Source organism: Desulfurobacterium sp. (genome assembly GCF_027028515.1).
In the GTDB taxonomy this organism is placed as follows: domain Bacteria; phylum Aquificota; class Aquificia; order Desulfurobacteriales; family Desulfurobacteriaceae; genus Desulfurobacterium_A.
On the sequence record NZ_JALVIW010000061.1, the window covers coordinates 1 to 24,882 of the forward strand.

Here is a 24,882-nt window from a genome sequence, read left to right on the forward strand (position 1 = left end):
AGATGGTAATGCCTGGAGACAACGTAACATTTGAAGTAGAACTACTCAAACCTGTAGCTATAGAAGAGGGACTCAGATTTGCTATCCGTGAAGGTGGTAGAACTGTAGGTGCAGGTGTTGTTACTGAAATCCTTGACTAATTGAAAAAAATACATAAATTCTCATCGGCGGGCATCCCTTGTGGATGCCCTTAATTTTGTAAAACCTCATCATCCGGGAGTTTGAAATGGCCAAGAAGGGACCTCGTGAGATAATTCAGCTTGCATGTACAGAGTGCAAGAGAAGAAACTACTCTACTACTAAAAACAAGAGAAATACTCAGGAGAGACTTGAGCTTAGAAAGTATTGCCCCTGGTGCAATAAACACACCTTGCATAGAGAAGTAAAATAGGTTATATTCTCACACGCGAAACATAAAGGGTAGGCCAGTAGCCCAATTGGCAGGGCACCGGACTCCAAATCCGGCGGTTGGGGGTTCAAGTCCCTCCTGGCCTGCCATTTTATTTATTTTGTGGAGGGCAAATGTCCCCGGTGACTTTTCTTAAGGAAGTTAAGCAGGAACTAAATAGAGTTACCTGGCCTAATAGGGAAGAGGTAGTGGAAGGTACCATTGGAGTACTTACTTTTACAGGTATAATAGCTGCGTACTTCTGGATTATAGATATGATATTTACGAAACTTCTTCAGTTCATAATCAAACAAGGGGTTTAAGTTAATGGCTGAGAGCAGATGGTACACCCTTCACGTTCAGTCTGGTTTTGAAGACAGAGTGAGAGCTAATATCGTTAAAGCCCTGCAACAGGAAGGGCTCTTGGATAAGGTGGAAGAGATTTTTATACCGGCAAATGAAAGGGTCGTTATAAAGGTTGCTGGAAAGGAAAAGGCTGTTTTCCCTCTAAAAGGTGAGGCTGTTACCTATGAGGTGGAAACGGACGATGGAAAAAAGGTAGTTTTTCACATTGAAAATGGTAAGGTTTGGGCGGAACCTGTAGAGACAAAGAAGGGGTGTCTTCCTCAAAAACCAATAGATAGAATCGGCCAGAAAATAAAGTGTCCTGATCTCAAGGCAGAGGCGAAGATAGAGTTGAGAGATAAACTCTATCCCGGTTACATGTTCATAAAAGCGGAACTTGATAACAGAGTAAGGAGCACGGTTAGAGCTGTTCCGAGAGTGCTCGGATTTGTTAGCACGGGTGGAGAGCCGGTAGTTGTACCGGAATCTGAAATAGTTGCAATGAGAGAAAGGCTTGAGAAAGGTGTGCCTAAGGTTACCAAACTTAAGTTTGACAGGGGCGACAGAGTTAAGATCAAAGAAGGACCATTTATTGGCTTTGAGGGTGTTATATCAGAAATTGATGCGGAGAGAGAAAAGGTTATTGTTTTAGTTAACATTTTTGATAGGCAAACACCGGTTGAGCTTGAGTTTGACCAGATAGAGAAAGTAAGCTAAATGAGATAAATAGCGGAGGAATAAAATGGCAAAAAAGGTTGTTGCTGAAGTTAAACTTCAACTGCCTGCTGGCGAAGCTACACCTGCACCACCGGTTGGTCCGGCACTTGGTCAGCACGGTGTTAATATTATGGAATTTGTAAAGGCGTTCAATGCTGCAACTGCGGACAAGAAAGGGCTAGTTATTCCTGTAGTTATAACTATCTACGCTGACAGGTCATTTACTTTCATAATGAAGACGCCTCCGGCTTCTGTTCTCATTAAAAAGGCGGCCGGAATAGATAAAGGTGCTCATATGCCAAAGAAAGAAAAGGTCGGAAAAATTACAAGAGATCAGCTTAGGCAGATCGCAGAGACAAAAATGCCGGATCTTAACTGTTACGATATAGAAGCTGCCATGAGAATAATCGAAGGAACGGCCAGAAACATGGGTGTGGAAGTAGTTGACTGATTAAAAGTATTAACGTTTACCACCTTTCATGGTGGGAGGCATGAAGATTAGAATGCCGACAGGAGGAGAAAATGGCTAAAAAACACGGTAAGAAGTACATGAACGCACTTGCCCTCATCGACAGGACAAAGACATATCCAATTGACGAAGCGGTTTCTCTCGTTAAAAAGATGGCAGATGTAACAAAGAGGAACTTTGATCAGACCGTGGAACTTGCAGTAAGGCTTAATGTTGATCCTAAGTATCAGGATCAGATGGTAAGGGGAAGTGTAGTTCTACCTCACGGTCTTGGAAAGGATGTTAAAGTTGCCGTTATTGCTCAAGGTGAAAAACTCAATGAAGCGAAAGAGGCTGGCGCAGATTTTGTTGGCGGTGATGATCTCATTCAGAAGATCCAGCAGGGCTGGCTTGACTTTGACGTTCTCATTGCGACACCTGACATGATGGGTAAAGTGGGAAGACTGGGCAGGATTCTTGGTCCAAGGGGTCTTATGCCTAACCCGAAGACGGGAACCGTTACTTTTGATGTTGCAAAAGCGGTTAAAGATGCAAAAGCCGGTAAAGTTGACTTTAAAGTTGAAAAGGCCGGTATTGTTCATGCACCAATAGGTAAAGTTTCATTTGATGAAAAGAAACTTCTTGAAAACGCCCTTACGCTTATAAAGGCAATTCTTGCTGCCAAACCTTCAGGTGCTAAGGGGCAGTACGTTAAAAGTATGGCTATATCAGCATCAATGGATCCCGGTGTTAAGATAGACATCTTTGATGCTATAAACAAAGCTCAATCTCTTGAATAATACTGCTGAGGGGGCTTCCCCCCTTTTTTCTTGTTGATTTTTTATCTGAAGTTTTTATATTTACTCAATGTGTCGGGGCGTGGCGTAGCCTGGTAGCGCGCTGGCATGGGGGGCCAGAGGTCGCCCGTTCAAGTCGGGTCGCCCCGACCATTTTATATTGCGGGAAAAATAATGAAAAGGTGGATATTCCTTCTTGTCTTGCCAGTACTCCTTTTATCTTCCTGCGTTTTTCAAACAAAACCGTCGGTAGTACCCTATCCCTGGAACTTCATTAAGAGGCCATCTAAAGAGATAAAAGGTATAGTTGAATGTTCAGTTTCGTGTTTCAATGGGACGGCAGTCTCTGGAAAAGCTCTCCTGTTTGTTGATGGCAGTAGAGCTTTAATAAGGGTTTACGGGACGGCTGGTGTTTATGGTGGGAGAATAGTTATAAAAGATGGTGAGCTGTTTGCAGATAGAAACCTTGCCCCTTTTGCAAAGTATCTCCGTTCTCCTCAGCAACTAAAATCGATGCTTACAGGTTATATCTACGAAAAATCGTATAAAATAATAACACCTTATGAGTTGCAATTCTCTTTTGGTAAGTTGACCGAAACCTACATTTACGCTGGTAGAAAGATTAAAGAAGTGGTGATAACAGATGGTATCTGCAGTTTGAAAGTTAAACCTATTAAGGTAAAAGAGGTAAAGTGATGAGTTCCTGCGTTGTTATTCTTTCCGGGGGTCTCGATTCAACGACCGTCCTTTACTGGGCTAAAAACCATTTTAGCGATGTGTATGCAATAACGTTCTTTTACGGGCAGAGGCACAGTATAGAAGTTGAAATGGCAAAGAAGATTGCTGAAAATGCAGGTGTTAAAGAGCACAAGCTTTTTGAGATTGACCTTTCAAAAATTGGCGGTTCAGCTCTCACAGATAAAAATATAGATGTGCCGGAAGCCCACAGTATTGAAGAAATAAAAGAAAGAGGTATCCCCGTTACATATGTTCCCTTTAGAAATGGTATTTTCGTTTCCATAGCGGCTGCTTATGCGGAAACTAAAGGGTGTACAGATATAGCTGGCGGATGGAATGCGGTTGATTACAGTGGATATCCAGATTGCAGACCCGAGTTCCTTAAGTCTATGGAAGAAGCGTTAAATAGGGGAACGAAGGTAGGTGCTGAAGGTGGCAGATGGCACATTCACGCTCCCTTAATAAGGTTGACGAAAGGGGAAATAATTAAACTTGGCCTTTCCCTTGGTGCCGATTATTCATACTCTATTTCATGTTACAGGGGTGGTGAAATTCCGTGTGGCAAATGTGATAGCTGTATTTTGAGGGCTAAAGGCTGGGAAGAAGTTGGGGAAGAGGATCATCTTATAAGACGGCTAAAGCAGGAAGGAAAAATTCAGGGGTGATTATGAAAGTTATACTTCTTGATTTCAACATTCCAGATATTGATATTAAAAAAGAGGAATTAGAAAAGCATGTTTTTTTTACATTCCTTGTAGATGGGATATCAAGAGCATGCTCCCATCAACTTGTACGTCACAGGCCGGCTTCTTACAGTCAGCAGTCTCAAAGGTATGTTTCTATGAAAAAATTTCCCTATGTGAAGCCAGAATCTCTTGAAGATAAGTACGTTGAAACAGAAATGGGAAGGTTCTCTTTTGACGAAGTAATGTCCTTTCTCGGTAGCGTTTATGAGTCTTTTGTAGAAACAGGCGTTCCTAAAGAAGATGCGAGGTTTGTTCTCCCCAACGCCTGTTCTACAAGGATCGTGTTTACAATGAGTGGAAGGGAGCTTATTCATTTTTTAAGATTGAGAACCTGCAACAGGGCTCAGTGGGAAATAAGAGAAATGGCTGTTAAGATGCTTAAACTTTTGAGGGAGAAACTCCCGGAAATTTTTGAGAAAGTTGGCCCTGTCTGTTACATGACAGGTGTTTGTCCTGAAGGTGAAAAGACATGTGGCAGGCAGAGAGAGGTTGTTTCATTTTTTGAAAACCTGTAGAATAGGCAGGCTTAACACAGGAGGCTGTTTATGGAAAGAGGACTTGAAAGGGTAATAAGCATCCTGAAGAAGCAAGATATAGGAAAGTTTGATATATATGCTGTTTCCACTGAAGGCTATAGTGTTGAAGTTAAGGATGGGACTGTGGAAAAGATTAAGGTTCCCGTTAAAAAAGGCGTTGCTATACGGGTTATCGTTGATGACCGTCTCGGTTTTGCCTACACCAGAGATACGAGTGATGATGGAATAAGGATAGCTATTGAGTGTGCCAGGGAGAACGCAAGGGGTGCTGATCCTGATGAGTACGAGCTTTCTATGCCTGCTCAAGCTTCACTTGACTTTCCTCTTTATGATGAAAATTTCAGAGATATTTCCATTGAAAGAAAGGTTGAAGTAGCACGCCAGCTTGAGGAGAAAGTTCGTTCTATTGATAAAAGGGTGAAAGTTGTAAGAAAGGCGTCCTACAATGACTCTATTACTAGGGTTTTCTATTACAACTCGAACGATCACTCTTTCTCTTACGAGACAACTTCTTTTTCACTTAGTGTTATGCTCAAGGCGGAAGAGAACGGTGACAGTCAGATGGGCTGGGATTTTGATATTGTTAGACATTTTTCTCAGCTTAATACCGATATTGTTGCGATGAGAGCTGTTGAAAATGCGGTTTCTCTTTTAGGTGCAAAACCAATGAAAACGAGAAAGATACCTGTTATATTCAAGAACGTTGTTTTTGCTGAGCTTATAGATGCTCTATCTGCAGGGTTTTTGGGTAACAATGTTTTGCGCAAAAAGTCCCTGTTTGCCGGTAAATTGGGATTTGAAGTTGCAAGTCATGTTCTTTCCATATACGATAATCCCCACCTTGAGGATGGAATCGGTTCGAGACCCTACGATGATGAGGGAACAGTTACCAGGAAGAAAGCCATTATAGAGAGAGGTGTTCTCAAAAACTTTTTAGTTGATATATACTCAGCCAGGAGGTTGAACCATCCAACTACCGGAAACGGTATAAGAACCGGTATTGCTTCCCTTCCACAACCTGGCGTTACGAATCTTGTAGTTGAGCCCGGAGCTCTGTCTTTTGAAAGTCTTGTAAGAACGCCGGAAGAGGTTTTGGTTATAACCGACGCAATGGGCATTCACACCATTAATCCTATTTCTGGTGAGTTTTCTATCGGTGTCAGCGGCCTTCTTTTAAAAGAAGGTAGTGTTGTTCAGCCTGTTGTTGGATGTACTGTTGCAGGCAACGTTAAGCATCTCTTAAACAACATAAGTGAGGTTGGAAGGGATAGCAGGTGGATAGGAAATATAAGCAGTCCGTCTGTTTTAGTTAAAGAACTTACGGTTGGTGGCGTATGAAAAATAGGCGTAAGGAGAGAATAGAGTCTCTTTTAAGAAGGGAAATTTCTGACATCATCACATTTGAGATAGATAAACCGGAAGGTGTATCTTTTGTTTCTGTCTTTTCCGTTGATGTTTCAAAGGACGGGCGGAAGGCAGTTGTTTATATTTCCGCTTTAAAGAGTGAAGAGGCGGCAGTGATGGTGAATGTGCTTAATCACGCAGCCGGATATATCCATCACCTGCTTGGGAAGCGTCTCAGGATGAAAGTTGTTCCAAGACCTGAGTTTAAAGTAGCACCTGATATTATGTTAGGAGACGTGCGTTGAAAATAATGACAAGGAGAGAGGTTGCTCAGCTTATAGAGAATATGGGAGGAAGGATACTTATTACATCCCATAAAAATCCAGATGGTGATGCGATAGGAAGTGCTCTCGGGTGGTTCAATTTTTTGAGGAAACTTAAAAGTAATGTAAAAGTGATTCTTTACGATGAGGTTCCCTATTTTTATGACTTTTTGCCTAATGTAGGGAAAATTGTCTCTTCAAAAAAGATAGAAGAACAGTTTGATTGGGCTATAATTCTTGATGTTTCAGAACTTTCAAGAACAGGTTTTGAATCCATTTCGGCAAGAAATTCTCTTGTTATAGATCACCATGCAACGGCAAATCCCCAGAGTACGTTTGCAATAGTTGAACCTTCTATGCCGAGCACGTGCGAGCTTTCTCTTGAAATAATGAAACTGATAGGAGAAGAGCTTATAGATTATGATGTAGCTCTTCCGATATATACAGGTATGGTTACCGATACGGGGAGTTTTGGTTACAGCTCTACAACACCTCAAACGTTGAGAAATGCTGCGTTTTTACTTGAGAAAGGGATAAATCCTTACACTGTTATAAAGAACCTTTTCGAAAGGAATCGGGTAACCAGAATAAAGTTGCTTCAAAAGGTTCTTGAAACTTTAGACTTTGCTCTTGATGGAAAAATTGCTTACATTACGCTTTATCAAAGATTTATTGAAGAAACAGGTGCTGGTATTGAGGAAACGGAAGGTTTTATAAAGTACCCCAGATCAATTGACGGCGTTGAAGTGGCTGTGTTTTTTAAAGAGTATGAAGCAGGAAAGTGGAAGGTTTCTCTCCGTTCTAAAGGGAAAGTGGATGTTGCTGACATTTCAAGGAAGTTTGGTGGTGGTGGACATGTTATGGCGGCAGGGTTTGAATATGCCGGTGAAGGAGGACTTGAAAGATTAAAAGAGGAACTCTTCAAAGTAATTGAAAGTGCTCTCTTTCAATAATGTTTGTCTCCTATAAGGAATATGGGACCTCCTGGAGTTTCGATAATCTTTACATTTACTCCGTAAATTTCCGATAGAACTCGTTCGTTTATTATTTCCTCTTTTTTTCCAGCTACAAATTTGCCGTTTCCAACGATGATTACCTTTTCAATGTACGGCCAGACGAAATTCAGGTCGTGGGTAACCATAAGAATACCAAACTTTTTATTTTTGTTGAGGCTGGCTATTATGTTGAGAATCTTTCTTGAGCTTTTGATATCTACGCCGGTTGTGGGTTCGTCGAGGAAAAGGTAGTGGGGATTACCAACAAGGGCTCTTGCTATGAGAATTTTCCTCTGCTGCCCCCCTGAGAGTTTTGAAAAGGGTTTATCGGCGAGATGGTCAAGTTCAAGTGTTCTCAGCCAGTGAAGAGCCAGCTCTTTATCCTTCTTGGTTACAGGTTCAAAGTGTCCTTTTCTCGGGAACAGTCCTGATATTACGATGTCAAAGGCGGTTGCCGGAAAGATTTTTGAGTAACTTTCCATCTGGGGGACGTAACTTAGAAACCGCTTTTCTTCACAATAGCCTGTATCTGTACAGTTGACGCCGTGGATGTAGATTTCACCATCAAGCGGCGGAACTATTCCTAATATGGTTTTTAAAAGTGTTGACTTTCCAGCCCCGTTAGGTCCTACGACTACCCAGAACTCTCCTTCATCCATAAATAGAGAGAGCCCCTTAATCAGGGGCTTTTTTATGTTGTAACCTACGGTTAAGTTTTTAAGCTCAATACCGTGGTTTTTCATCGTTACTTTAACTTGAAGAGCTGGTTGAAAGGAATAAATCCTCTATGGATGTATCCTTTGTTCTTTTCGCCTGGCGGAATGTAGATGATTGTTGGCGTTGCATTTATGCCTTTTTTAAGCAGGTCAGCTCTGATTTTTGTGTAGAATTTCTCAAGCTCTTTTCTCTCTTTTTCCGGTATTTTGTTGTAGTTCTTTGCGACCTCTTCAGCTAAACTCTTGTTAAATTTTATGAAGTTTCCGTTTCCTCTCATGAATATGTGTCCCATCGCTTTCTGGGCTCCATATTTTCTGGCAAGATAGGTGTAGTAGACAAAACCTTTTATAGAACGTTGACCGTGAACGGGAAGAGGTACGAAAACGAGCTTTATCCCTTTCTTTAAAGACTCTGCAACTTTTGAGAAGTTTTCGTAGCAGAATGGGCAGTAGACATCCCATACTATATATACGGTTTTGTTGCCGTTTCCGACAACATGAGGTATGTTGTTTTCGTTAAGTTCTTTGAGTATTTTTTTAAACCAGGTTAAATCGGTTTTGATCATTTCTTCCCGTTTTTTTGGTTCTATTACAGATGCAAGCGGCATGCCTCCCTTTGTTTCTGAGTCAAATCTGTAAAGCTTTAAAGCCATTTTTTTACCGTTGTCTGTCATCCATACGTAGCCATAGATGTATCTGCTTCCCGCTTTGTCTTTGAATTTTAACTTGTATGCTCTCAGGGTTACCGTTTTATTTGTTGGTTCTACATCAACAAGCTCAAGATTTTTTCCGCCCGCGTGACCGAACATTTTTTTGATGAGCGTTTTTACGTCTTTTGAATTTGCTGTGCCGGTCTGTGCTGTCTGGGTCTGGGCACATGAAAATGATGTGGTTGCAGCAACTGCAATAGCAAGATAAATAAGACGTCTCATGGTCTCACCTCAGGTTAAATTTATTTGAAAAGGGGGAATTCCCCCCTTTTACTTGGTATTTAATCTAATCTTCGCCTGTGCTGCTGCAAGTCTTGCTATTGGAACTCTAAACGGTGATGGACTTACATACTGGATGCCAGCTTGCTGGAAGAAGTTGATTGAGCGTGGGTCTCCACCGTGTTCACCACAGACACCCGTTTTGATGTTTGGTCTAGTACGGTTTCCTTTTTCTATAGCGATTTTTATGAGTTGTCCAACACCATTTTCGTCAATATGCATAAATGGATCGCCTTTGAGGATGCCCTTTTCCACATATTTTCCGATGAACTTTCCGGCATCGTCTCTTGAAAGGCCAAAGGTCATCTGTGTGAGGTCGTTTGTTCCGAATGAAAAGTATTCAGCATCTCTTGCAAGTTGATCTGCTATGAGAGCTGCCCTCGGTATCTCTATCATCGTTCCAACCTGATAAGGAACTTCTACGCCTGTTTCAACAAACACTTCTGCAGCAACCCGGTCTATCATTCTTTTAAGCTCTGCAAGTTCTCTATCGTCTGCAATGAGAGGGAGCATTATTTCCGGTTTGACTTCTATACCTTCTCTCTTGCACTCGCACGCGGCTTCTATTATTGCTCTTACCTGCATTTCGTATATTTCAGGGTAGGCAATACCGAGCCTTGAACCTCTAAGTCCAAGCATGGGGTTAACTTCATGGAGCTCTTCAGCCCTTCTCTTTATCTCTTCAACGGATATTCCCATTTCTTTAGCGGTCTTTTCAAACTCCTCTTCTGTCTTTGGAAGGAATTCATGAAGTGGTGGGTCAAGGAGTCTTATGTTTACTGGGAGCCCGTCCATAACTTCAAAGATTGCTTTGAAGTCACTCTTTTGCATTGGAAGGAGTTTTTTGAGGGCCTTTTCTCTCTCTTCCTTTGTCTTTGCGAGGATCATTTCTCTAACAACCGGGATTCTTTCTTCGTTGAAGAACATATGTTCTGTTCTGCACAAGCCTATACCTTCAGCGCCAAACTTTCTTCCCTGAAGGGCATCTTCAGGTGTATCTGCATTGACCCTTACCTTGAGGTCTCTTATTTCATCGGCCCACTTCATCAGTTCTTCAAACTCACCTGAAATGTTAGCCGGAATGGTTTTTATTTCGCCGTGGAAAATTTCACCGGTTGAACCGTCTATAGTGATGATGTCGCCTTTTTTGACAACAATATCACCAACTCTGAATTCCTGCTTGTCGTAGTCAACGGTTATTGTTTCGGCACCTACAATGCATGTTTTACCCATTCCTCTTGCAACAACAGCTGCATGTGAGGTCATGCCGCCTCTTGCCGTTAGGATACCTTCAGCTGCGTGCATTCCGTGAATGTCTTCAGGTGAAGTTTCATGTCTTACAAGAATCACCCTTTCACCTTTCTCTTTCATTTCAACGGCTTCATCAGCAGAGAAAACAACCTTTCCAGATACAGCGCCCGGAGCAGCTGGTAGTCCTTTTGTTATGAGTCTTCCCTCTGCAATTGCCCTCTTCTTGTCCTCTTCGTCAATCATAGGGTGGAGAAGCTGGTTGATTAGTGAAGGGTCTATTCTCATAATGGCTTCTTCTTTTGTTATAAGTCCTTCTTTTACAAGGTCAACGGCGATCTTTACAGCTGCTCTTGCCGTTCTCTTGCCTGTTCTTGTTTGAAGCATGTATAGCTTGCCGTTTTCTATAGTGAACTCTATGTCCTGCATATCTCTGTAGTGCTTCTCAAGTATATCTCTTATTCTTTCAAGCTCTTTGTAAACCTCAGGGAATTCCTCTTCAAGGGATACTTGAGAATCGTCAGTTTTCTGTGATTTTCTGAGCGGTTGTGGTGTTCTTATACCGGCAACGACATCTTCTCCCTGCGCGTTTTTGAGATATTCGCCGTAGAATTCATTTTTACCTGTTGAAGGGTTACGTGTAAACGCAACACCTGTTCCTGAAGTATCTCCCATGTTTCCAAAGACCATTGCAACAACGTTAACCGCTGTTCCGTAATCTTCGGGGATTTTGTTGATTTCTCTGTACCTTATGGCTCTCGGGTTGTTCCAGGAGTCAAAAACAGCCCTTACTGCCATTTCAAGTTGCCTGTAAGGGTCCTGGGGGAATTCCTGTCCGGTTTCCCTCTTAATCATCTCTTTGTACTTTTTGACGATGTCTTTAAAATCTTCTGCGGTAAGATCTATATCAGCTTCTGCACCGACTTCTTTTTTCTTTGCTTCTAAGATTTCTTCAAACTTTTCGTGTGGAATACCCATAACGACGTTTCCGAACATCTGTATAAATCTTCTATAAGAATCCCATGCGAATCTCTCATTTCCCGTGCTTTCAGCAAGGCCTTCCACAGATTCGTCGTTAAGACCCAGGTTAAGAATCGTATCCATCATTCCGGGCATGGAGACTGGAGCACCTGAACGAACAGCTACAAGAAGTGGCATTTTTCTGTCGCCAAACTTCTTGCCAACAACTTCTTCAATCTTTTTCATTCCTTCAAGGATCTCATCCCATAGTCCTTCAGGAAACTTTTGTCCAAGCTGAAAGTATTCCTTACACACCTCTGTTGTTATCGTAATACCCGGTGGAACAGGTAATCCAAGGTTTGTCATTTCGGCAAGGTTCGCCCCTTTGCCGCCTAACAAATCCTTCATTTGTGCGGTTCCGTCTGCCTTTCCGTTTCCAAAGAAATAGACTCTCTTAGCCATTATGCCGCCCCCTAACTTCTAATATTTCTAAAGTTCGCAAGTTGCGAAAGAGTTTCTGAAATTAGCTTTAAAATGGACAGTCTGCGGTTTTTGACCTTTTCATCTTTATCCATAACCATAACGTTGTCAAAAAAGAGGTCAACGTTCTTTTTAAGGTTGCCTATCCTCAGGAGTGCGGATTTGTAGTCGCCACTTTTTATGTCGTTTTCAATCTCTGCTTTTACGCGGTTGAAAGCTTCTAAGAGCTGTTTTTCGTATTCGTTGTCCGTCTCTATCTCTTTCTCGTCAGCAGTGAAATCTTCAGGAATTATGTTCATGACCCTTCTCATTGTTATCAGTACGGGCTCAAAGTCCTCGTCACTTCTAAGTTCGTCTATTGCTTTTATTCTTTCTACGGCGTCGGTCAGGTTGTCTGTTACATCAAGGACAGCATCCACCGTGTCCTGACGGAACCTTTCAGAAAGCAGTGCTTTTAGCCTCTCTTTTATGAAGTTTACTACCTCTTCGGGGTTACTTTCGGGGAGCTTTTTCCCCTGATTTCTGTATGTGTCAAATGTAAGTTTTGCAACTTCCATTATGTCTATAAGAATACCGTTTTCCGTTAACGTTCTGATTATTCCTATGGCGTTTCTTCTGAGGGCAAAAGGATCCATTGAACCTGTAGGTTTTAATCCAATACCGAAGAAACCGACAATGTTGTCAAACTTTTCTGCGAGAGAGAGTGCTATACCGGTTTTTGTTTCTGCCGTTCTATCATCTGAAAATCGTGGTAAATACTGTTCAAATATAGCTTCCGCTACTTCTTCGTCTTCACCATCAAGGAGGGCATAGTTTTTGCCCATAACCCCCTGGAGTTCTGTAAATTCTTTCACCATTTCGGTTACAAGGTCTGCCTTTGAAAGGAACGCAGCTCTTTCTGATTTTTTCTCATCACCGTCTATCAGTTTTGCAATTTTCGGGGTAAGGTTTTTAAGCCTTTCCACCTTTTCAAACATAGTTCCCAGTTTATCGTGGAAAATGACACCTTTTAGTTCAGGAACACGCTCTTCCAGTTTTTTCTTCCTATCTTCTTTAAAGAAAAACAGAGCGTCAGAAAGTCTTGCTCTTAATACCTTTTCGTATCCCTGTCTTACCACCTCTTCTTCAGGCGGTTTTATGTTTGCTACGGCTATGAAGTAGTTTTTAAGGTCTCCGTTTTTATCTCTTACTGAAAAGTATCTTTGATGCTCTTTCATCACAACTATTGGAACCTCTTCGGGAAGCTGGAGAAAGCGCTCTTCAAAGGTTCCTATGATAGGATAAGGAAATTCAACTAAATTGGTTACCTCTTCAAGCAGATCTTCATCTTCTACTAAAATGCAACCTGCCTGTTTTGCTAAATCTTCTGCGCTGTCAAGGATAATTGATTTTCTCTTTTCTATGTCAGCTATAACGTATCTTGATTCGAGTTCGGTGATGAGATCTTCGACTTCTAAAACGTTAAAAGGTTCCGGGGCAAGAAATCTGTGTCCCCTTGAAAACGGTTTACTTTCTATTCCATCAAGTGAAAATTTGACGGTTTCGCCACCAAAAACGGCACATATCCATCTTATTGGTCTTCCAAACCGTAAACTTCCACTTCCCCAGCGCATGCTCTTTTTGAAAGGGATGCTTTTTATAAGTTCAGGAACTTTTTCAGACAAGATGTCTCTAGTCTTTCTTCCCTTTACCGTTCTTTTTATTCCAGCGTAAACGCCCCTTTCCGTTTCTATTTTTATGAGATCATTAACGGAAACACCTTTTGAACGGGCAAATCCTTCGGCTGCTTTTGTTGGATTTCCATTTTCATCAAAGGCAGCTTTCCAGGAGGGGCCCGTAATTATTTCTTCTCTGTCAGATTCTTTTACAGGAATTCCGGTGGCAATAAGTATTAATCTCCTTGGTGTTCCAAACGTTTCAACTGTTTCTGCCGTCAGCCGGAAATCATATAGTAATTTTTTAAATTGATCTTTTATGCTCTGGAGTGCCGGTTCTATAAAGGATGCTGGAAGTTCTTCTGTTCCGATCTCAAGTATAAAATTTTCAGCCTTCACTTGCTGTTACCTCTTTCTCTTTTTTCAAGTATTCTTTCGCACACAAATTTGCAAGTTTTCTGACTCTTCCGATGTAAGATGCTCTTTCTGCCACAGATATTGCACCTCTTGCGTCAAGCACATTGAATACATGAGAACATTTTAGGCAGTAATCGTAAGCTGGAAGCACCAGGCCTTTCTCTATAAGTCGTTTAGACTCTACTTCGTACATTGAAAAGAGTTTGAACAGCATTTCAACATCTGCTTCTTCAAAATTATAGACAGACCATTGATATTCAGCTTCTTTGTAAAGATCACCATACTTTACGCCGTTTGTCCAGATAATGTCGTAAACGCTGTCAACATTTTGAATGTACATTGCAATTCTTTCAAGTCCGTATGTTATTTCCACAGATACTGGATTGAGAGTTATTCCACCTGCCTGCTGAAAGTAGGTGAACTGTGTTATCTCCATTCCATCAAGCCAGACTTCCCAGCCGAGCCCCCATGCGCCTAATGTAGGTGATTCCCAGTCGTCTTCAACGAATCTTATGTCATGTTTGTAAGGGCTGATGCCGAGGGCCTCTAAGCTTCCAAGATAAAGTTCCTGTGCATTTTCAGGAGAAGGTTTAAGGATTACCTGAAACTGGAAGTATCTCTGAAGTCTGTTGGGATTATCACCATACCTTCCATCGGCAGGCCTTCTGCATGCCTGGACATAAGCCACGTTCCAGGGCTTTGAGTCAAGTACTTTTAAAAATGTAAAAGGGTGCATTGTTCCTGCACCCTGCTCAACGTCGTAGCTTTTTCCAATGACACACCCTTTTTCAGACCAGTAAGTTTCCAGCTTAAATATCAGTTCCTGAAAAGTCACCTTATTCTCCATTGCCTCGTAATTTCACGCTTATTTTAAAATCTCTTTTTCTGGTAGTCAAACGCTCGCTTTTTTCTGAAATCGCTAATAATTTTAATATTAAATTTTCTATATTTATCGCTTATGACGGTTGTCTTATCAATTGGTTAGTTAATTCTTTCAGGAAATTATGTTTTGATTTTTCCTGTTATTGAGAAATTTATAGATTAAAGAACATTGAAGGGGCAGGAAAACTCCTGCCCCGGTATGGTCAGTTGTTTCTGATTTCTTCTGCAATAAGGTCTCCTATCTCTTCAGTTGTTACCTCTTTGCATCCGTCGGACATTATGTCTTTTGTCCTGTATCCTTTTGCGAGTACGGTTCTTACTGCTCTGTCTATGGCTTCTTCAGCTTCAGCCATGTCGAACGAGTATGTAAACATCATTCCAGCAGAGTTTATTGTTGCAATTGGGTTTGCTATGTTCTGACCTGCAATGTCGGGAGCAGAGCCGTGGATTGGTTCGTAAAGACCGATTTTTCCACCGATGCTTGCAGATGGGAGCATTCCAAGAGAACCTGTCAACATGGCACAGGCATCGGAGAGGATATCGCCAAACATGTTCGTTGTAACTATAACATCGAACTGTTTGGGCCATCTGATTATTTGCATTGCGGCGTTATCAACGTACATGTGGTTTAACTCAACATCGGAATAATCCTGATGAACTTTCTCCATAACTTCTCGCCAGAGAACTGTAGCTTCCAGGACGTTTGCCTTATCAACGCTGGTAACTTTTTTCCCTCTCTTTCTTGCCACTTCAAAAGCAACCTTTGCAATCCTTTCAACTTCATGCTCGTAGTATCTTAGAGTGTTTATGCCAACCTTTTCGTCACCGTCAATGAAAATTCCTTTAGGAATTCCAAAATAGATACCGCTGTTGAGTTCTCTAACAACCATTATGTCAACGCCTTTAACGATTTCGGGTTTTAGAGAAGAGGCATCTATGAGCTCGTCGTATAGTTTTGCAGGCCTTAAGTTGGCAAATGCGTTAAGTAGCTTTCTTAGACCTAAAAGAGCCCTTTCAGGTCTTATTGAAAATTCAAGGTTGTCCCACTTTGGTCCACCCACGGCGCCAAGGAGAACCGCATCTGACCCTAGAACCATCTCTTTTGTTTCTTCAGGAAATGGGTTACCCGTTTCGTCTATGGCCGCTCCGCCAATAAGCCCATATTCGTAGTTAAGTTTAAGGTTGAACTTTTCAGCCACGGCGTCCATAACCTTAATGGCCTGTTTTACGATTTCTGGGCCTATCCCGTCGCCCGGGAGAACTGCGATGTTAAACTCTTTCAACTTTCTGCCTCCTGTTACTTTATTTTTCCTGGAGCTTCTGTTTTGCATATTCCATCAGGCCACCGGCATCCATTATTTTTCTTATTTCAGGTGGTATAGGTGTAGCTTTAAATTCTGTTCCCTTCGTTATGTTTTTTATTACGCCTGTTGCCGGGTTAACCTCTACGATGTCTCCTTCTTCTATACCTTCCACGGCTTCCGGTGATTCAAAGATTGGAAGTCCTATGTTTATGCAGTTTCTGTAGAAGATCCTTGCGAAAGACCTGGCTATAACTGCGGAAACTCCAGCAGCTTTTATGGCTATTGGTGCGTGCTCTCTTGAAGATCCGCATCCAAAGTTTTTTCCGCCAACGATAATGTCACCTTTCTGAACCTTTGAAGGAAACTCGGGGTCTGCATCTTCCATGCAGTGTTTTGCAAGCTCTGCCGGGTCAGATGTGTTGAGGTACCTTGCAGGTATAATTTCATCCGTATTTATGTCGTCTCCAAACTTGAAGGCTCTGCCTCTGTAAGTTTCTTCGTTCATCTATAAATCCTCCTGTAGCAACATTATAGTTTACCGGTTAAGTTTTGATTGAAGGAATTTTAGCATCTTGAAACTGGAAAAGTATAATGACTGGTATAAATATATGTTATCGTTACTTTTTGTATATAGTCGCTTTGATTTGATACGGCGAGGGATAGTTCTGTGTTTTATATTTAAATGTTGAAATGCCATATTGTTTTGAGGTGTGATTGAGATGAAAATCAGGACGAAATTTATACTTCTCCTTTCCGTTATGGGTTTTTTTGGCTTCCTGGCCTCCACTACAGGTATGTACAGCATGCATATTCATGAGAAAGTGGATGAGAAGATAGAAGCTGTGAGTACAGAAAGGTATCTTCTTGAGAGGATGCTTCTTGACTATACTATGGGATTTGTGAAGGGTTTTAAAGGCCATGAGAAGCAGGATCTGAAGCGTACTATGGCTATTTTTGATAAGAATCTTAAGGCTCTTGGAGAGGGAGGTGTTTTTATTCACTTTACAGGTCTTCGTCATGAGGCGTCTCTGGGGGAAAAGTTTGTTGTTGACGGAGGTCTTTTAAAAGAGAAGAAGTATTCTCAAGAGCTAAAAGTTGTTAATGAAGTTTGGAGTAAGCTCAAAAAAGATCTTTTGTCCGGAAAAGTTCCGCCAGAAGTGTTGCTAAAGGAAGCGGCGCCGTTAAAAGAGGCTTTTGGGCTTATAGTTGATAAGCTGAAGAAGAGTGGTGAAAGGCGGCTTTTTTATAAACTTGAAGGTATTTACATAGTTATTGGAACTTTTGTTTTTCTTCTGATAGCTATGATGCTGAGGGATGTATCTTACAGATTAAACAAGCTGACCCGCGCTATTTCAAGCATTCCATCAGGTCTTGTCTGTAAACTTTCAAGTGTTCCTGAAAAGTATAAAACGGACGATGAGATAGGTGAGGCATTTAAAGCGTCTGAAGATACGGCAAAGCTTATTTTTACGTTGCTTGGCAGGATAAAGTTTATGCTTCAAAATTTCCAGTCCGGGCGTATTGAGAAAATCCGGATAGATGATCTTGAAGGTAAGTGGAAGGATATAGGAGAGCTTTTAAATGCTATATCTGATAAATGGGCTGAGGCTGCTCAGGCAACTTTAAGGTGGATAGAGTGTTTTAAGGGTCTTCGTTCCTGCGAAACGTGTGAAAATCGTTTTAATTGTGTTATTCCTGCTGACAACAGGGGAATCTACAAGCAGATTTATGGAACACTTAAAAGGCTAAAAGATGAAACGATGGTTGCGGCTGATGAAATTGAGCGGTTTAGAGAGGAAGTTTCTAAAGCCATAAGGGAAGGAAAGAGTTACATTCCATCAACGATTGACTATTCAAAAATTCCAGAATTTCTTATCCATATAGCGAGGTCTCTTGAAGATATGGCAATTTATTTGATAAATGCCCTTTCCAGCCAGAAAATTTTTCTTGCAACGGTTTCTCATGATATCAGGACGCCCCTTAATGGTATCATCGGCTTTTTGAACCTTTTATCGCAGTCAGATAAACTCAGCGAAAAGGACAAAGAGTATGTGGAACTTGCCCTTTCAAGTGCCAAGCAGCTTTTAAGCCTTGTCAATGATATTCTGGATGTAGCAAAAATCCAGGCAGAGCAGATAGAGCTTTGTACAGAACCTCTAAACATAATAAAGGTTTTGAAGGAAACGGCCTACGCTATCTCTTCAAACCTTAAGAAAGGTGTGAAGTTAAGGTTTAACTTTCCGGAAGAGGAGATATGGGTTGTAGCTGATGAGAAGAGAATCAAACAGATATTCTTTAACCTTCTTTCAAATGCTGCCAAGTTTACAGAGAGAGGTTATATAGAGGTCGGACTCAAGAAGAAAAAAGACGAAGGCGAAGTTGTCAAACTTCTATTTTACGTTAAAGATACGGGAATAGGCATTCCTTACGAAAAGCAACCATTACTTTTCAGACCTTTCTCTCAGATTAAAAGCAACATAAGCAAAAAAGTTGAAGGAACGGGATTGGGTCTCTTTATAACCAAGAAACTTGCCAACATAATGGGTGGTGATGTCTGGGTTGAAAGTGTGCCCGGTAAGGGTTCCACCTTCTATGTATTGCTCTCTCTTAAAAAGACAAAGGCGCCTGCAAAACAGTCTGCTGTGAAATCTGTTAAATGCAGAAAAGTGGATAAAAATCTAAAGGTTCTTGTTGCTGAGGATGTTCTTGTTAACCAGATTTTTATCAGGGAACTTTTGAGGAAGAAATTCGGCATAGAGCATGTGAGAATTGTTGATAATGGGAAGAAAGCGGTTGAAGAGGCGGAAAAGAATAATTATGACATAATTTTGATGGATTTAAAAATGCCTGTTATGGATGGACTTACGGCAGTTAAAGAGATACGTAAAAAAGGTATAGATGTTCCCATTTTTATTCTCACGGCAGATGCGTTTAGAGATTCTGAAGAAAAAGCAATGAAAGCAGGGGCTGACGGTTACCTTGTTAAACCTATTGAATTTGAGCAGTTATGTAAAGCGTTAACTTATGCTACTAATTACAAAATGAGAAAAGAAAAGGGATGATTCTTATTCCTTTGTACATTCACAGAAAAAATTTTTTCTTGATTATTTCTGTTTGGAGTGTTAAAAATGGCTGAGAAAAGGAAAAAAATAGGTGTATGTTTGAACGAATCTACCCCCAAGGAAGTTTTTTTTATAAGTCCCAAGAAGGTTTCGCTTGGTGAGTATGTGGAGCTTAACTACGAAAGTGCATGTGTTTTGGGATTTATTAAGTCAATTTCCTGTTCTACCAAGCTTTTTGATGACGATTTTGATTTTGATGATATAGAGAAGTTAAAGCGGATTTCCAACAGACGTCTGTTTTTCTATGGGAAGATATCAATCTTGGGTGATGTGGATAAGAACATGTTTATTCCACGGGTTCCGCCGCCGCCCGGAACTGATATATATCTTGCTTCATCGGATACTTTGCGTAAAGTGTTTGGAAGAGACGATGGTAAAAAAATTTGCATAGGTTCTCTCCTTACAAGAGAGGATGTTGACGTTTATGTTGATGTTGACCAGATAGTTAGCAGGCATCTTGCCGTGCTTGCCGTTACTGGAGGTGGTAAGTCAAACACGGTTTCCGTGATTATAGAGGGTATGCTGGAAAAGTCAGCAGCCGTTCTTGTCTTTGATATGCACGGTGAGTACGTAAATTTTAATTACAGGATGGACGGAGAGAATGTTGTTAAGCGACTTGAGCTGAAGTTGAACCCTGTTCATCTTAGCTACAAGGAGTTCAGACAGTTTGCCAACGTTGATGACAACTCGTTTATTCAAGATAGATATCTGAGAAGGGCTTTTAGGGCAACTATAGAGGACATTTCATCCGGTGCCATTCAGGTTGATGCCTTCTGGGGAAGGTTGAAGGGTGAGCTTGAAATGTATAGAGAACAGGCCAGGGAGGATCCGGACATAAAAGATGACAGGAGATCTATCATAGGCGTTCTCAACAAAGTCGAGGACATGGAAGATGCTTACAGTGAACTTTTTGACCTTTTTCAAAAGCCGATAGTTGATCAGATAGAACCGGCCCGCCTTAATGTTATCGATTTTTCTCATGTTGATGAGAAAATTGCTGACATTATTGTAAGCCACGTTTTGAGGAACCTGCTTGAAAAGAGGAAGCGGTTTGTTCACGGTTACGATGGCGGACTTGAATTCCCCGTGTTTTCTATACTTGAAGAAGCTCACATACTTGCCTCTTCTTCCGTTAATACCCGTTCTAAGTACTGGATATCAAGAGTTGCAAGGGAAGGGAGGAAGTTTGGACTCGGGTTATGTCTCGTCAGTCAGAGGCCAAAAGCCCTTGATGTTAATGCCCTTTCTCAGGCAAACAACATGATTATTCTTAAACTTGTTGAACCGAGCGACCAGCGGCACGTTCAACAGGCGGCAGAATCTTTAAGCAGCGAGCTTGTTGAACAACTATCCTCTCTTAATGTCGGGGAAGCTCTTGTTATGGGGAAGATGATACCGGTTCCTGCTCTTGTAAAAATAAGGTTAGCAAGAGGAAAAATGTCGGGAAATGATAGGAGTGCTGTGGAAGAGTGGGCGAAAGTTATGCAGAAGAAGAGAGATTTGGTGAAAGAGATAGACTCTTTTTACAGTGATGAGGAGGAATTTTGATATATAGAGAAAAAAAGAAGATAGCTCTTATGTCTGTTTTCTTTAATTTAATACTCTTTACCATTAAACTTTCAGCGGGGCTTGCTTCGAACTCTGCGGCTTTGATAGCAGATGCAATTCACTCTCTCTCTGACCTGGCAGCGGCCGTTTCTGTCTATGCCGGTATAACCATTGCTAACATGAAGTCAAAAGAGTTTCCTTATGGTCTTTACAAGGTTGAAAACATAGTTGCCATAGTGAGTTCTTTTGCAATTTTTCTTGCGGGATATGAGATAGCAAAGCATTCTCTACTTGGAGGAGGAAGGGAAAGAGTAACGAACCTGCCGGTGGCTCTTGTGGCTATTTTTGCAACTTTTATTCTCACGCTTGTTTTTTCCTTTTACGAGAGAAAAAAGGGAGAGGAATTGAATTCTCCAAGCCTTATTGCAGATGCAGAACATATTAAAACCGACATGTTCAGTGCTGCTGTGGTTCTTGTAGGTGTTATCGCGAATTATGCGGGCTATCCGTGGATAGAAAAGATGGCCGTGGCAGTTGTTGTTGTGCTTATATTCCGTGCCGGTTTTGAAATACTGCTTGAATCTTTGAAGGTTTTGCTGGATGCTTCGATAGATAGAGAAACTCTGGAAAAGGTTAAGAACATAATGCTTGAATTTCCAGAAGTTGCAGGAATAAAATCTATAAGAGGCAGAAATTCAGGAAGTTACAAATTTATAGAGGCTGAAGTCTATATCGATTGTGACTCTCTTGAAGAAGCTCACGAAATTGTAGATGCCATAGAGCAGAAAGTTAAAAAAGAGATACCTTTTGTTGAAAAAGTAATAATCCATCCGGAGCCTTATGAGCCGCGGAAGCAGGTAATAGCAATGCCTCTTGATTCAAAAGATAGATTTTGTGAAGGGTTTGGTAAATGTGATTTCGTTCTAATTGCCGTCGTTGATAAGAAGAGAAAGCTCTTAGAAAGCACTAAAATTTATGTTAATCCTGTTAAAAACATAGAAAGGGGAAGGGGTATAGAGCTCGTTGAATTCCTTAAAAGTAAAGGTGTAACGTGTATAATTCTTCCTAAAGTACCATCTCACAGGGGTGTTCTTTATGCAATGGCGGAAAATAGAATTAAGCTTGCCGTTGTTGATGGGGTGATAAACCCTTATGAATTTCTTGACAGGTTGTCCTCTGAAAATTTTAAGTGTCAGTCTCCTCTTATATTTTTGAGAGAAGGAGCAGGAGGGAGCAGGTGAAAGCCAGAGACTACATAGAAAGAGATTCGGTTTACGGGCATTTGAAAGTTGCCGTTTTTATCGATATGCAAAATCTATACTACGGTGCAAGGAACACCTTAAAGAAGAAAATAGATTTTAAAAGGCTTCTTGAAATAGCTGTTAGGGGAAGGAAGCTGCACAGAGCGATAGCTTATCTTGTGGATCTTGATAACGTGAATCAGGGAAGTTTTCTGTATGTTTTGAGAAGTCTCGGTTATGAGATTAAATTGAAGCAGCCGAAAAAGTTTTACAGCTGGGATAAGATTGAGTACAAAGCCGATTGGGACATGGGGATAGCCATTGATGCTATAGCCATGGCTGAATCGGGAAAGATAGATGTTGCCGTTTTAATGAGTGGTGACGGTGATTTTGTTGACCTTGTCAATTTCCTGAAAGCAAAGGGAATTAAGGTTGAGGTGATTTCCTTCAAACCTATTACGGCCAAGGAACTAATTGTTGCAGCTGATGAGTACATTGATCTTTACGAAGTTTCAGATTTTATAGTTTTAAAAGAGGAGAACAGCCATGGTGGTGAAGATATTTCCGCTGGGCCTTTTGGCGGTTAACACGCTCTTTGTCTATGACTTGGACAGCAGGGAGGGAATGATTGTTGATCCTGCCGGCGAACTTGATGAAATAATCGGCGTGGCAGACAGGAATGAGGTAAAGGTAAAGTACATAGTGAATACTCATGAGCATCCCGACCATGTTGCGAAAAACGCCTGGGCAAAGATAGAGTTCCCGGATGCAGAGCTGATAATGCATCCAGCAGCTGCAGAAAACGTTAACCGCTGGATAGAGTCTGAATTTGGGAGAAGCATTGGTGCCGAATATTCACCGCCACCTGATAGAACCGTTGACGAAGGTGATGTTATTACCATTGGGAAGAATGAATTTAACGTTTTTTACACGCCCGGTCATTCACCTGGAAGCATATCCCTCTACAGCAAAGATGATAATTTTGTGATAGTTGGGGATTTAATCTTTAAGGGAAGCATTGGGCGTTACGACCTTCCTGGAAGTGATTACGAAACCTTGAAAAGATCCATTGTTAGACTTCTTGACAGGCTCAACAGGGATACAGTCATCATTCCCGGTCATGGGCCTACGACCACGGTGAAACAGGAGCTTCTTGATAATCCTTTCATCAGGGAGTTTATTATATGACAACAGGAACTCATGTGCTTGCTGGAGTGGCAGTTGCTCTCTACTTCAAACTGCCGATTTTTCCGGCGGTGGTTGGTTCAGTCCTCCCCGATATTGATGTAGGGAAAAGGTTCCCAAAGAAGAGAACGCTTTTTAATGCACATAGAGGAATAACCCACCATGTTGCTGTTCCGCTAATTTTTATCTGTGTTGCAGTTGTGTTAAAAGGTAGTGTTCCGTATGCCGTTTATAGGGACATTCTCTCTTTTGCTGCAGGTTACCTTTCTCACCTTTTTCTTGATGCTCTGACGCCCCTTGGAATTCCCATTGGGTTTTCTTACGGTCAGAGATTCTCTTTTAAGCTTTTAAAGAGCGGCAAAGTTTCGGAAATTGTTGTTGTTACTCTTTTGATTTTCTTTTTAGCCGTACTTTTAAAGACAGAGACCATTACGGTTGAGGCGTTTTTCGGAAGAGACAATATTTCATTGCTAATGAATATGCTAAAATAGGATTTGTCACCGGCAACTTTAAATCGGGAGGTCATATGAAGTTTTTTATTGATACTGCAGATGTTGAGGAAATAAAGGAAGCTGTTGAGCTTGGTCTTATAGATGGTGTTACCACGAATCCAACGCTGATTTCGAAAACGGGAAGACCTTTTAAGGAAGTTGCAAGAGAAATTCTTGAGCTTGTTGATGGACCTGTGAGCCTTGAAGTTGTTAGTCTTGATTCAAAAGGTATGATTGATGAAGCAAGACAGCTTGCAAAACTTGGTGACAATGTTGTAATTAAAATACCAATGACTACGGAAGGCTTAAAGGCTGTTAAGGTTTTATCTGAAGAAGGAATAAAAACAAACGTTACGCTTGTCTTTTCACCTCTTCAGGCACTTTTAGCGGCAAAAGCTGGTGCTACTTATGTTTCACCTTTTGTTGGAAGGCTTGATGACATCGGGCATGATGGCATGGAACTGATATCCCAGATTGTTGAAATATATGGGAATTATGGATTTACGACAGAAATAATCGTTGCAAGTATCAGGCATCCAAAACATGTTCTTGAAGCTGCTCTCATCGGTGCAGATATTGCAACAATTCCGTTTAAAGTGATTGCTCAGCTTGCGAAACATCCTTTAACGGACATAGGGATAGAGAGATTCCTTGAGGACTGGGCTAAGGTACCTGATAGAGAATCTATTTTTAAGTGATTTTGGGGGAGATGGTGATAGAAGCAGATGCTCTAAAGCAGTATATAGGGGAGGCGAGGGAACTATTTAAGGAAGGGATATCAAAGTTAGAAGAATTTGAAGAGGCTGTTCTAATCCTTGCCAAAACCCTTGAATCGTATCAGGATCTTATAGATATCTCGACAGTTGTTCCCAAGGAAAAGTTCATAAAATATCGGCTGAGCAGACTTATAAAAAGGATGTCTTTTGAAAGGAATAAGACGGTTTTAGGGATAAGGATTAAGTTTCATCTTGGCAACTATCAGGAACTCAGGGATATTATTATTAACTATATTGATAGTCACATAAGGCCTACGGATACTCTCTTTCTCTTTGACGATTATTCAATAGGCATTATTTACATTCTGGATAAAAACCTTGAATCAAAGGTAAAGGTTCTAACCAGGATTGAAGAGATACTTTCAAATTTTGAGATACAGTTAGATTACAAGGTTAAATCAAACATAAGGTGGGATCTTTCAACGACGGAACTTGATCCATCCGACAGCGTTGAAGAGTTTTTGACGAGATTAAAGGAGGGGCGGGAGTAG

Annotated in this window: 26 protein-coding genes, 2 tRNA genes and 1 pseudogene; 22 read left to right on the top strand and 7 right to left on the bottom strand. The window is 41.2% G+C overall.

The features are described 5' to 3' along the window. The 14 genes and pseudogenes from tuf to MV676_RS05815 form a co-directional block, all read left to right on the top strand. A pseudogene (gene tuf / locus MV676_RS05750) lies at window positions 1-140 on the top strand (elongation factor Tu); the annotation flags it as partial. 86 nt (window positions 141-226) lie between these two features. Then, window positions 227-391 carry a 50S ribosomal protein L33 gene (rpmG, locus tag MV676_RS05755; protein WP_076712945.1) on the top strand — a complete coding sequence of 55 codons (165 nt, stop codon included), beginning with the start codon at window positions 227-229 and terminating at the stop codon, window positions 389-391. Between the two features lie 31 nt (window positions 392-422). Beyond that, window positions 423-498: transfer RNA gene (locus MV676_RS05760), tRNA-Trp, on the top strand. 24 nt (window positions 499-522) lie between these two features. After that, window positions 523-711: a preprotein translocase subunit SecE gene (gene secE / locus MV676_RS05765; RefSeq protein WP_022847299.1), complete on the top strand. Its 189-nt coding sequence runs from the start codon at window positions 523-525 to the stop codon at window positions 709-711. 4 nt (window positions 712-715) lie between these two features. Beyond that, window positions 716-1,450, top strand: a complete 735-nt coding sequence (nusG, locus tag MV676_RS05770) for a transcription termination/antitermination protein NusG (protein ID WP_297445772.1) — start codon at window positions 716-718, stop codon at window positions 1,448-1,450. Between the two features lie 25 nt (window positions 1,451-1,475). Further along, window positions 1,476-1,901: a 50S ribosomal protein L11 gene (rplK, locus tag MV676_RS05775; protein ID WP_022847297.1), complete on the top strand. Its 426-nt coding sequence runs from the start codon at window positions 1,476-1,478 to the stop codon at window positions 1,899-1,901. 71 nt (window positions 1,902-1,972) lie between these two features. Further along, the gene (rplA, locus tag MV676_RS05780; RefSeq protein ID WP_297445773.1) at window positions 1,973-2,698 is read left to right on the top strand and encodes a 50S ribosomal protein L1; all 726 of its coding nucleotides are present in this window, start codon (window positions 1,973-1,975) and stop codon (window positions 2,696-2,698) included. A gap of 73 nt (window positions 2,699-2,771) precedes the next feature. Next, a tRNA-Pro gene (locus tag MV676_RS05785) sits at window positions 2,772-2,848 on the top strand. A 21-nt stretch (window positions 2,849-2,869) separates the two neighbouring features. Beyond that, window positions 2,870-3,391, top strand: coding sequence for a hypothetical protein (locus tag MV676_RS05790; RefSeq protein ID WP_297445774.1), 522 nt, complete (start codon window positions 2,870-2,872; stop codon window positions 3,389-3,391). Continuing rightward, a complete protein-coding gene (gene queC, locus MV676_RS05795; RefSeq protein WP_022847295.1) occupies window positions 3,391-4,098 on the top strand; it encodes a 7-cyano-7-deazaguanine synthase QueC in 708 nt (235 codons plus the stop codon). Before MV676_RS05790 ends, queC begins: the two co-directional genes overlap by 1 nt. 2 nt (window positions 4,099-4,100) lie before the next feature. Further along, window positions 4,101-4,694, top strand: a complete 594-nt coding sequence (gene thyX, locus MV676_RS05800) for an FAD-dependent thymidylate synthase (RefSeq protein ID WP_297445775.1) — start codon at window positions 4,101-4,103, stop codon at window positions 4,692-4,694. A 30-nt stretch (window positions 4,695-4,724) separates the two neighbouring features. Beyond that, entirely contained in the window at window positions 4,725-6,053 is a 1,329-nt protein-coding gene (locus tag MV676_RS05805) for a TldD/PmbA family protein (protein ID WP_297445776.1), read from the top strand. Next, window positions 6,050-6,364 carry a 30S ribosome-binding factor RbfA gene (gene rbfA, locus MV676_RS05810; RefSeq protein WP_022847292.1) on the top strand — a complete coding sequence of 105 codons (315 nt, stop codon included), beginning with the start codon at window positions 6,050-6,052 and terminating at the stop codon, window positions 6,362-6,364. Before MV676_RS05805 ends, rbfA begins: the two co-directional genes overlap by 4 nt. A 5-nt stretch (window positions 6,365-6,369) precedes the next feature. Continuing rightward, the gene (locus MV676_RS05815) at window positions 6,370-7,335 is read left to right on the top strand and encodes a bifunctional oligoribonuclease/PAP phosphatase NrnA (protein ID WP_027720059.1); all 966 of its coding nucleotides are present in this window, start codon (window positions 6,370-6,372) and stop codon (window positions 7,333-7,335) included. Here MV676_RS05815 and MV676_RS05820 read toward each other — a convergent pair. From MV676_RS05820 to leuD, 7 genes are all read right to left on the bottom strand, one after another. Continuing rightward, window positions 7,329-8,120, bottom strand: a complete 792-nt coding sequence (locus MV676_RS05820; RefSeq protein WP_297445777.1) for an ABC transporter ATP-binding protein — start codon at window positions 8,118-8,120, stop codon at window positions 7,329-7,331. The two genes, MV676_RS05815 and MV676_RS05820, sit on opposite strands and share 7 nt — an antisense overlap. 2 nt (window positions 8,121-8,122) lie before the next feature. Continuing rightward, a complete protein-coding gene (locus MV676_RS05825; RefSeq protein WP_022847289.1) occupies window positions 8,123-9,025 on the bottom strand; it encodes a thioredoxin domain-containing protein in 903 nt (300 codons plus the stop codon). Between the two features lie 48 nt (window positions 9,026-9,073). Beyond that, window positions 9,074-11,752, bottom strand: a complete 2,679-nt coding sequence (gene ppdK / locus MV676_RS05830) for a pyruvate, phosphate dikinase (RefSeq protein ID WP_297445778.1) — start codon at window positions 11,750-11,752, stop codon at window positions 9,074-9,076. A gap of 11 nt (window positions 11,753-11,763) precedes the next feature. Continuing rightward, window positions 11,764-13,824 (bottom strand): glycine--tRNA ligase subunit beta, encoded by a 2,061-nt coding sequence (glyS, locus tag MV676_RS05835; RefSeq protein WP_297445779.1) that lies wholly within the window; start codon window positions 13,822-13,824, stop codon window positions 11,764-11,766. After that, the gene (locus tag MV676_RS05840; protein WP_022847286.1) at window positions 13,814-14,677 is read right to left on the bottom strand and encodes a glycine--tRNA ligase subunit alpha; all 864 of its coding nucleotides are present in this window, start codon (window positions 14,675-14,677) and stop codon (window positions 13,814-13,816) included. The genes glyS and MV676_RS05840 overlap by 11 nt, the downstream gene beginning before the upstream one ends. 250 nt (window positions 14,678-14,927) lie before the next feature. Then, window positions 14,928-16,007: a 3-isopropylmalate dehydrogenase gene (gene leuB / locus MV676_RS05845; RefSeq protein ID WP_297445780.1), complete on the bottom strand. Its 1,080-nt coding sequence runs from the start codon at window positions 16,005-16,007 to the stop codon at window positions 14,928-14,930. Window positions 16,008-16,026: 19 nt separating this feature from the next. Further along, the gene (gene leuD, locus MV676_RS05850; protein ID WP_022847284.1) at window positions 16,027-16,533 is read right to left on the bottom strand and encodes a 3-isopropylmalate dehydratase small subunit; all 507 of its coding nucleotides are present in this window, start codon (window positions 16,531-16,533) and stop codon (window positions 16,027-16,029) included. Window positions 16,534-16,747: 214 nt separating this feature from the next. Here leuD and MV676_RS05855 point away from each other — a divergent pair, with 214 nt between their 5' ends. The 8 genes from MV676_RS05855 (at window position 16,748) to MV676_RS05890 (ending at window position 24,882) form a co-directional block, all read left to right on the top strand. Next, the gene (locus MV676_RS05855; RefSeq protein ID WP_297445781.1) at window positions 16,748-19,090 is read left to right on the top strand and encodes an ATP-binding protein; all 2,343 of its coding nucleotides are present in this window, start codon (window positions 16,748-16,750) and stop codon (window positions 19,088-19,090) included. 66 nt (window positions 19,091-19,156) lie between these two features. Continuing rightward, complete coding sequence (locus tag MV676_RS05860) at window positions 19,157-20,698, top strand: ATP-binding protein (RefSeq protein ID WP_297445782.1); 1,542 nt, start codon at window positions 19,157-19,159, stop codon at window positions 20,696-20,698. Beyond that, on the top strand, window positions 20,695-21,939 hold the full coding sequence (locus MV676_RS05865; RefSeq protein WP_297445783.1) for a cation diffusion facilitator family transporter: 1,245 nt from the start codon (window positions 20,695-20,697) through the stop codon (window positions 21,937-21,939). Before MV676_RS05860 ends, MV676_RS05865 begins: the two co-directional genes overlap by 4 nt. Further along, entirely contained in the window at window positions 21,936-22,526 is a 591-nt protein-coding gene (locus MV676_RS05870; RefSeq protein WP_297445784.1) for an NYN domain-containing protein, read from the top strand. Before MV676_RS05865 ends, MV676_RS05870 begins: the two co-directional genes overlap by 4 nt. Further along, on the top strand, window positions 22,486-23,127 hold the full coding sequence (locus tag MV676_RS05875; RefSeq protein WP_022847279.1) for an MBL fold metallo-hydrolase: 642 nt from the start codon (window positions 22,486-22,488) through the stop codon (window positions 23,125-23,127). Before MV676_RS05870 ends, MV676_RS05875 begins: the two co-directional genes overlap by 41 nt. After that, a complete protein-coding gene (locus MV676_RS05880) occupies window positions 23,124-23,615 on the top strand; it encodes a metal-dependent hydrolase (protein WP_297445785.1) in 492 nt (163 codons plus the stop codon). Before MV676_RS05875 ends, MV676_RS05880 begins: the two co-directional genes overlap by 4 nt. Before the next feature lie 35 nt (window positions 23,616-23,650). Next, window positions 23,651-24,313 carry a fructose-6-phosphate aldolase gene (fsa, locus tag MV676_RS05885; protein ID WP_297445786.1) on the top strand — a complete coding sequence of 221 codons (663 nt, stop codon included), beginning with the start codon at window positions 23,651-23,653 and terminating at the stop codon, window positions 24,311-24,313. Between the two features lie 11 nt (window positions 24,314-24,324). Beyond that, window positions 24,325-24,882: a hypothetical protein gene (locus MV676_RS05890; RefSeq protein WP_297445787.1), complete on the top strand. Its 558-nt coding sequence runs from the start codon at window positions 24,325-24,327 to the stop codon at window positions 24,880-24,882.

Bases quoted from the DNA above. Each gene is read 5' to 3' on its own strand.
- nusG (WP_297445772.1), top strand. From the start codon at position 716: ATGGCTGAGAGCAGATGGTACACCCTTCACGTTCAGTCTGGTTTTGAA.
- thyX (WP_297445775.1), top strand. From the start codon at position 4,101: ATGAAAGTTATACTTCTTGATTTCAACATTCCAGATATTGATATTAAA.
- MV676_RS05860 (WP_297445782.1), top strand. From the start codon at position 19,157: ATGGCTGAGAAAAGGAAAAAAATAGGTGTATGTTTGAACGAATCTACC.
- queC (WP_022847295.1), top strand. From the start codon at position 3,391: ATGAGTTCCTGCGTTGTTATTCTTTCCGGGGGTCTCGATTCAACGACC.
- MV676_RS05820 (WP_297445777.1), bottom strand. From the start codon at position 8,120: ATGAAAAACCACGGTATTGAGCTTAAAAACTTAACCGTAGGTTACAAC.
- MV676_RS05875 (WP_022847279.1), top strand. From the start codon at position 22,486: ATGGTGGTGAAGATATTTCCGCTGGGCCTTTTGGCGGTTAACACGCTC.
- secE (WP_022847299.1), top strand. From the start codon at position 523: ATGTCCCCGGTGACTTTTCTTAAGGAAGTTAAGCAGGAACTAAATAGA.
- MV676_RS05880 (WP_297445785.1), top strand. From the start codon at position 23,124: ATGACAACAGGAACTCATGTGCTTGCTGGAGTGGCAGTTGCTCTCTAC.
- MV676_RS05890 (WP_297445787.1), top strand. From the start codon at position 24,325: ATGGTGATAGAAGCAGATGCTCTAAAGCAGTATATAGGGGAGGCGAGG.
- MV676_RS05790 (WP_297445774.1), top strand. From the start codon at position 2,870: ATGAAAAGGTGGATATTCCTTCTTGTCTTGCCAGTACTCCTTTTATCT.
- MV676_RS05855 (WP_297445781.1), top strand. From the start codon at position 16,748: ATGAAAATCAGGACGAAATTTATACTTCTCCTTTCCGTTATGGGTTTT.
- rplK (WP_022847297.1), top strand. From the start codon at position 1,476: ATGGCAAAAAAGGTTGTTGCTGAAGTTAAACTTCAACTGCCTGCTGGC.
- rpmG (WP_076712945.1), top strand. From the start codon at position 227: ATGGCCAAGAAGGGACCTCGTGAGATAATTCAGCTTGCATGTACAGAG.
- MV676_RS05805 (WP_297445776.1), top strand. From the start codon at position 4,725: ATGGAAAGAGGACTTGAAAGGGTAATAAGCATCCTGAAGAAGCAAGAT.
- MV676_RS05815 (WP_027720059.1), top strand. From the start codon at position 6,370: ATGACAAGGAGAGAGGTTGCTCAGCTTATAGAGAATATGGGAGGAAGG.
- ppdK (WP_297445778.1), bottom strand. From the start codon at position 11,752: ATGGCTAAGAGAGTCTATTTCTTTGGAAACGGAAAGGCAGACGGAACC.
- fsa (WP_297445786.1), top strand. From the start codon at position 23,651: ATGAAGTTTTTTATTGATACTGCAGATGTTGAGGAAATAAAGGAAGCT.
- MV676_RS05825 (WP_022847289.1), bottom strand. From the start codon at position 9,025: ATGAGACGTCTTATTTATCTTGCTATTGCAGTTGCTGCAACCACATCA.
- rplA (WP_297445773.1), top strand. From the start codon at position 1,973: ATGGCTAAAAAACACGGTAAGAAGTACATGAACGCACTTGCCCTCATC.
- leuD (WP_022847284.1), bottom strand. From the start codon at position 16,533: ATGAACGAAGAAACTTACAGAGGCAGAGCCTTCAAGTTTGGAGACGAC.
- rbfA (WP_022847292.1), top strand. From the start codon at position 6,050: ATGAAAAATAGGCGTAAGGAGAGAATAGAGTCTCTTTTAAGAAGGGAA.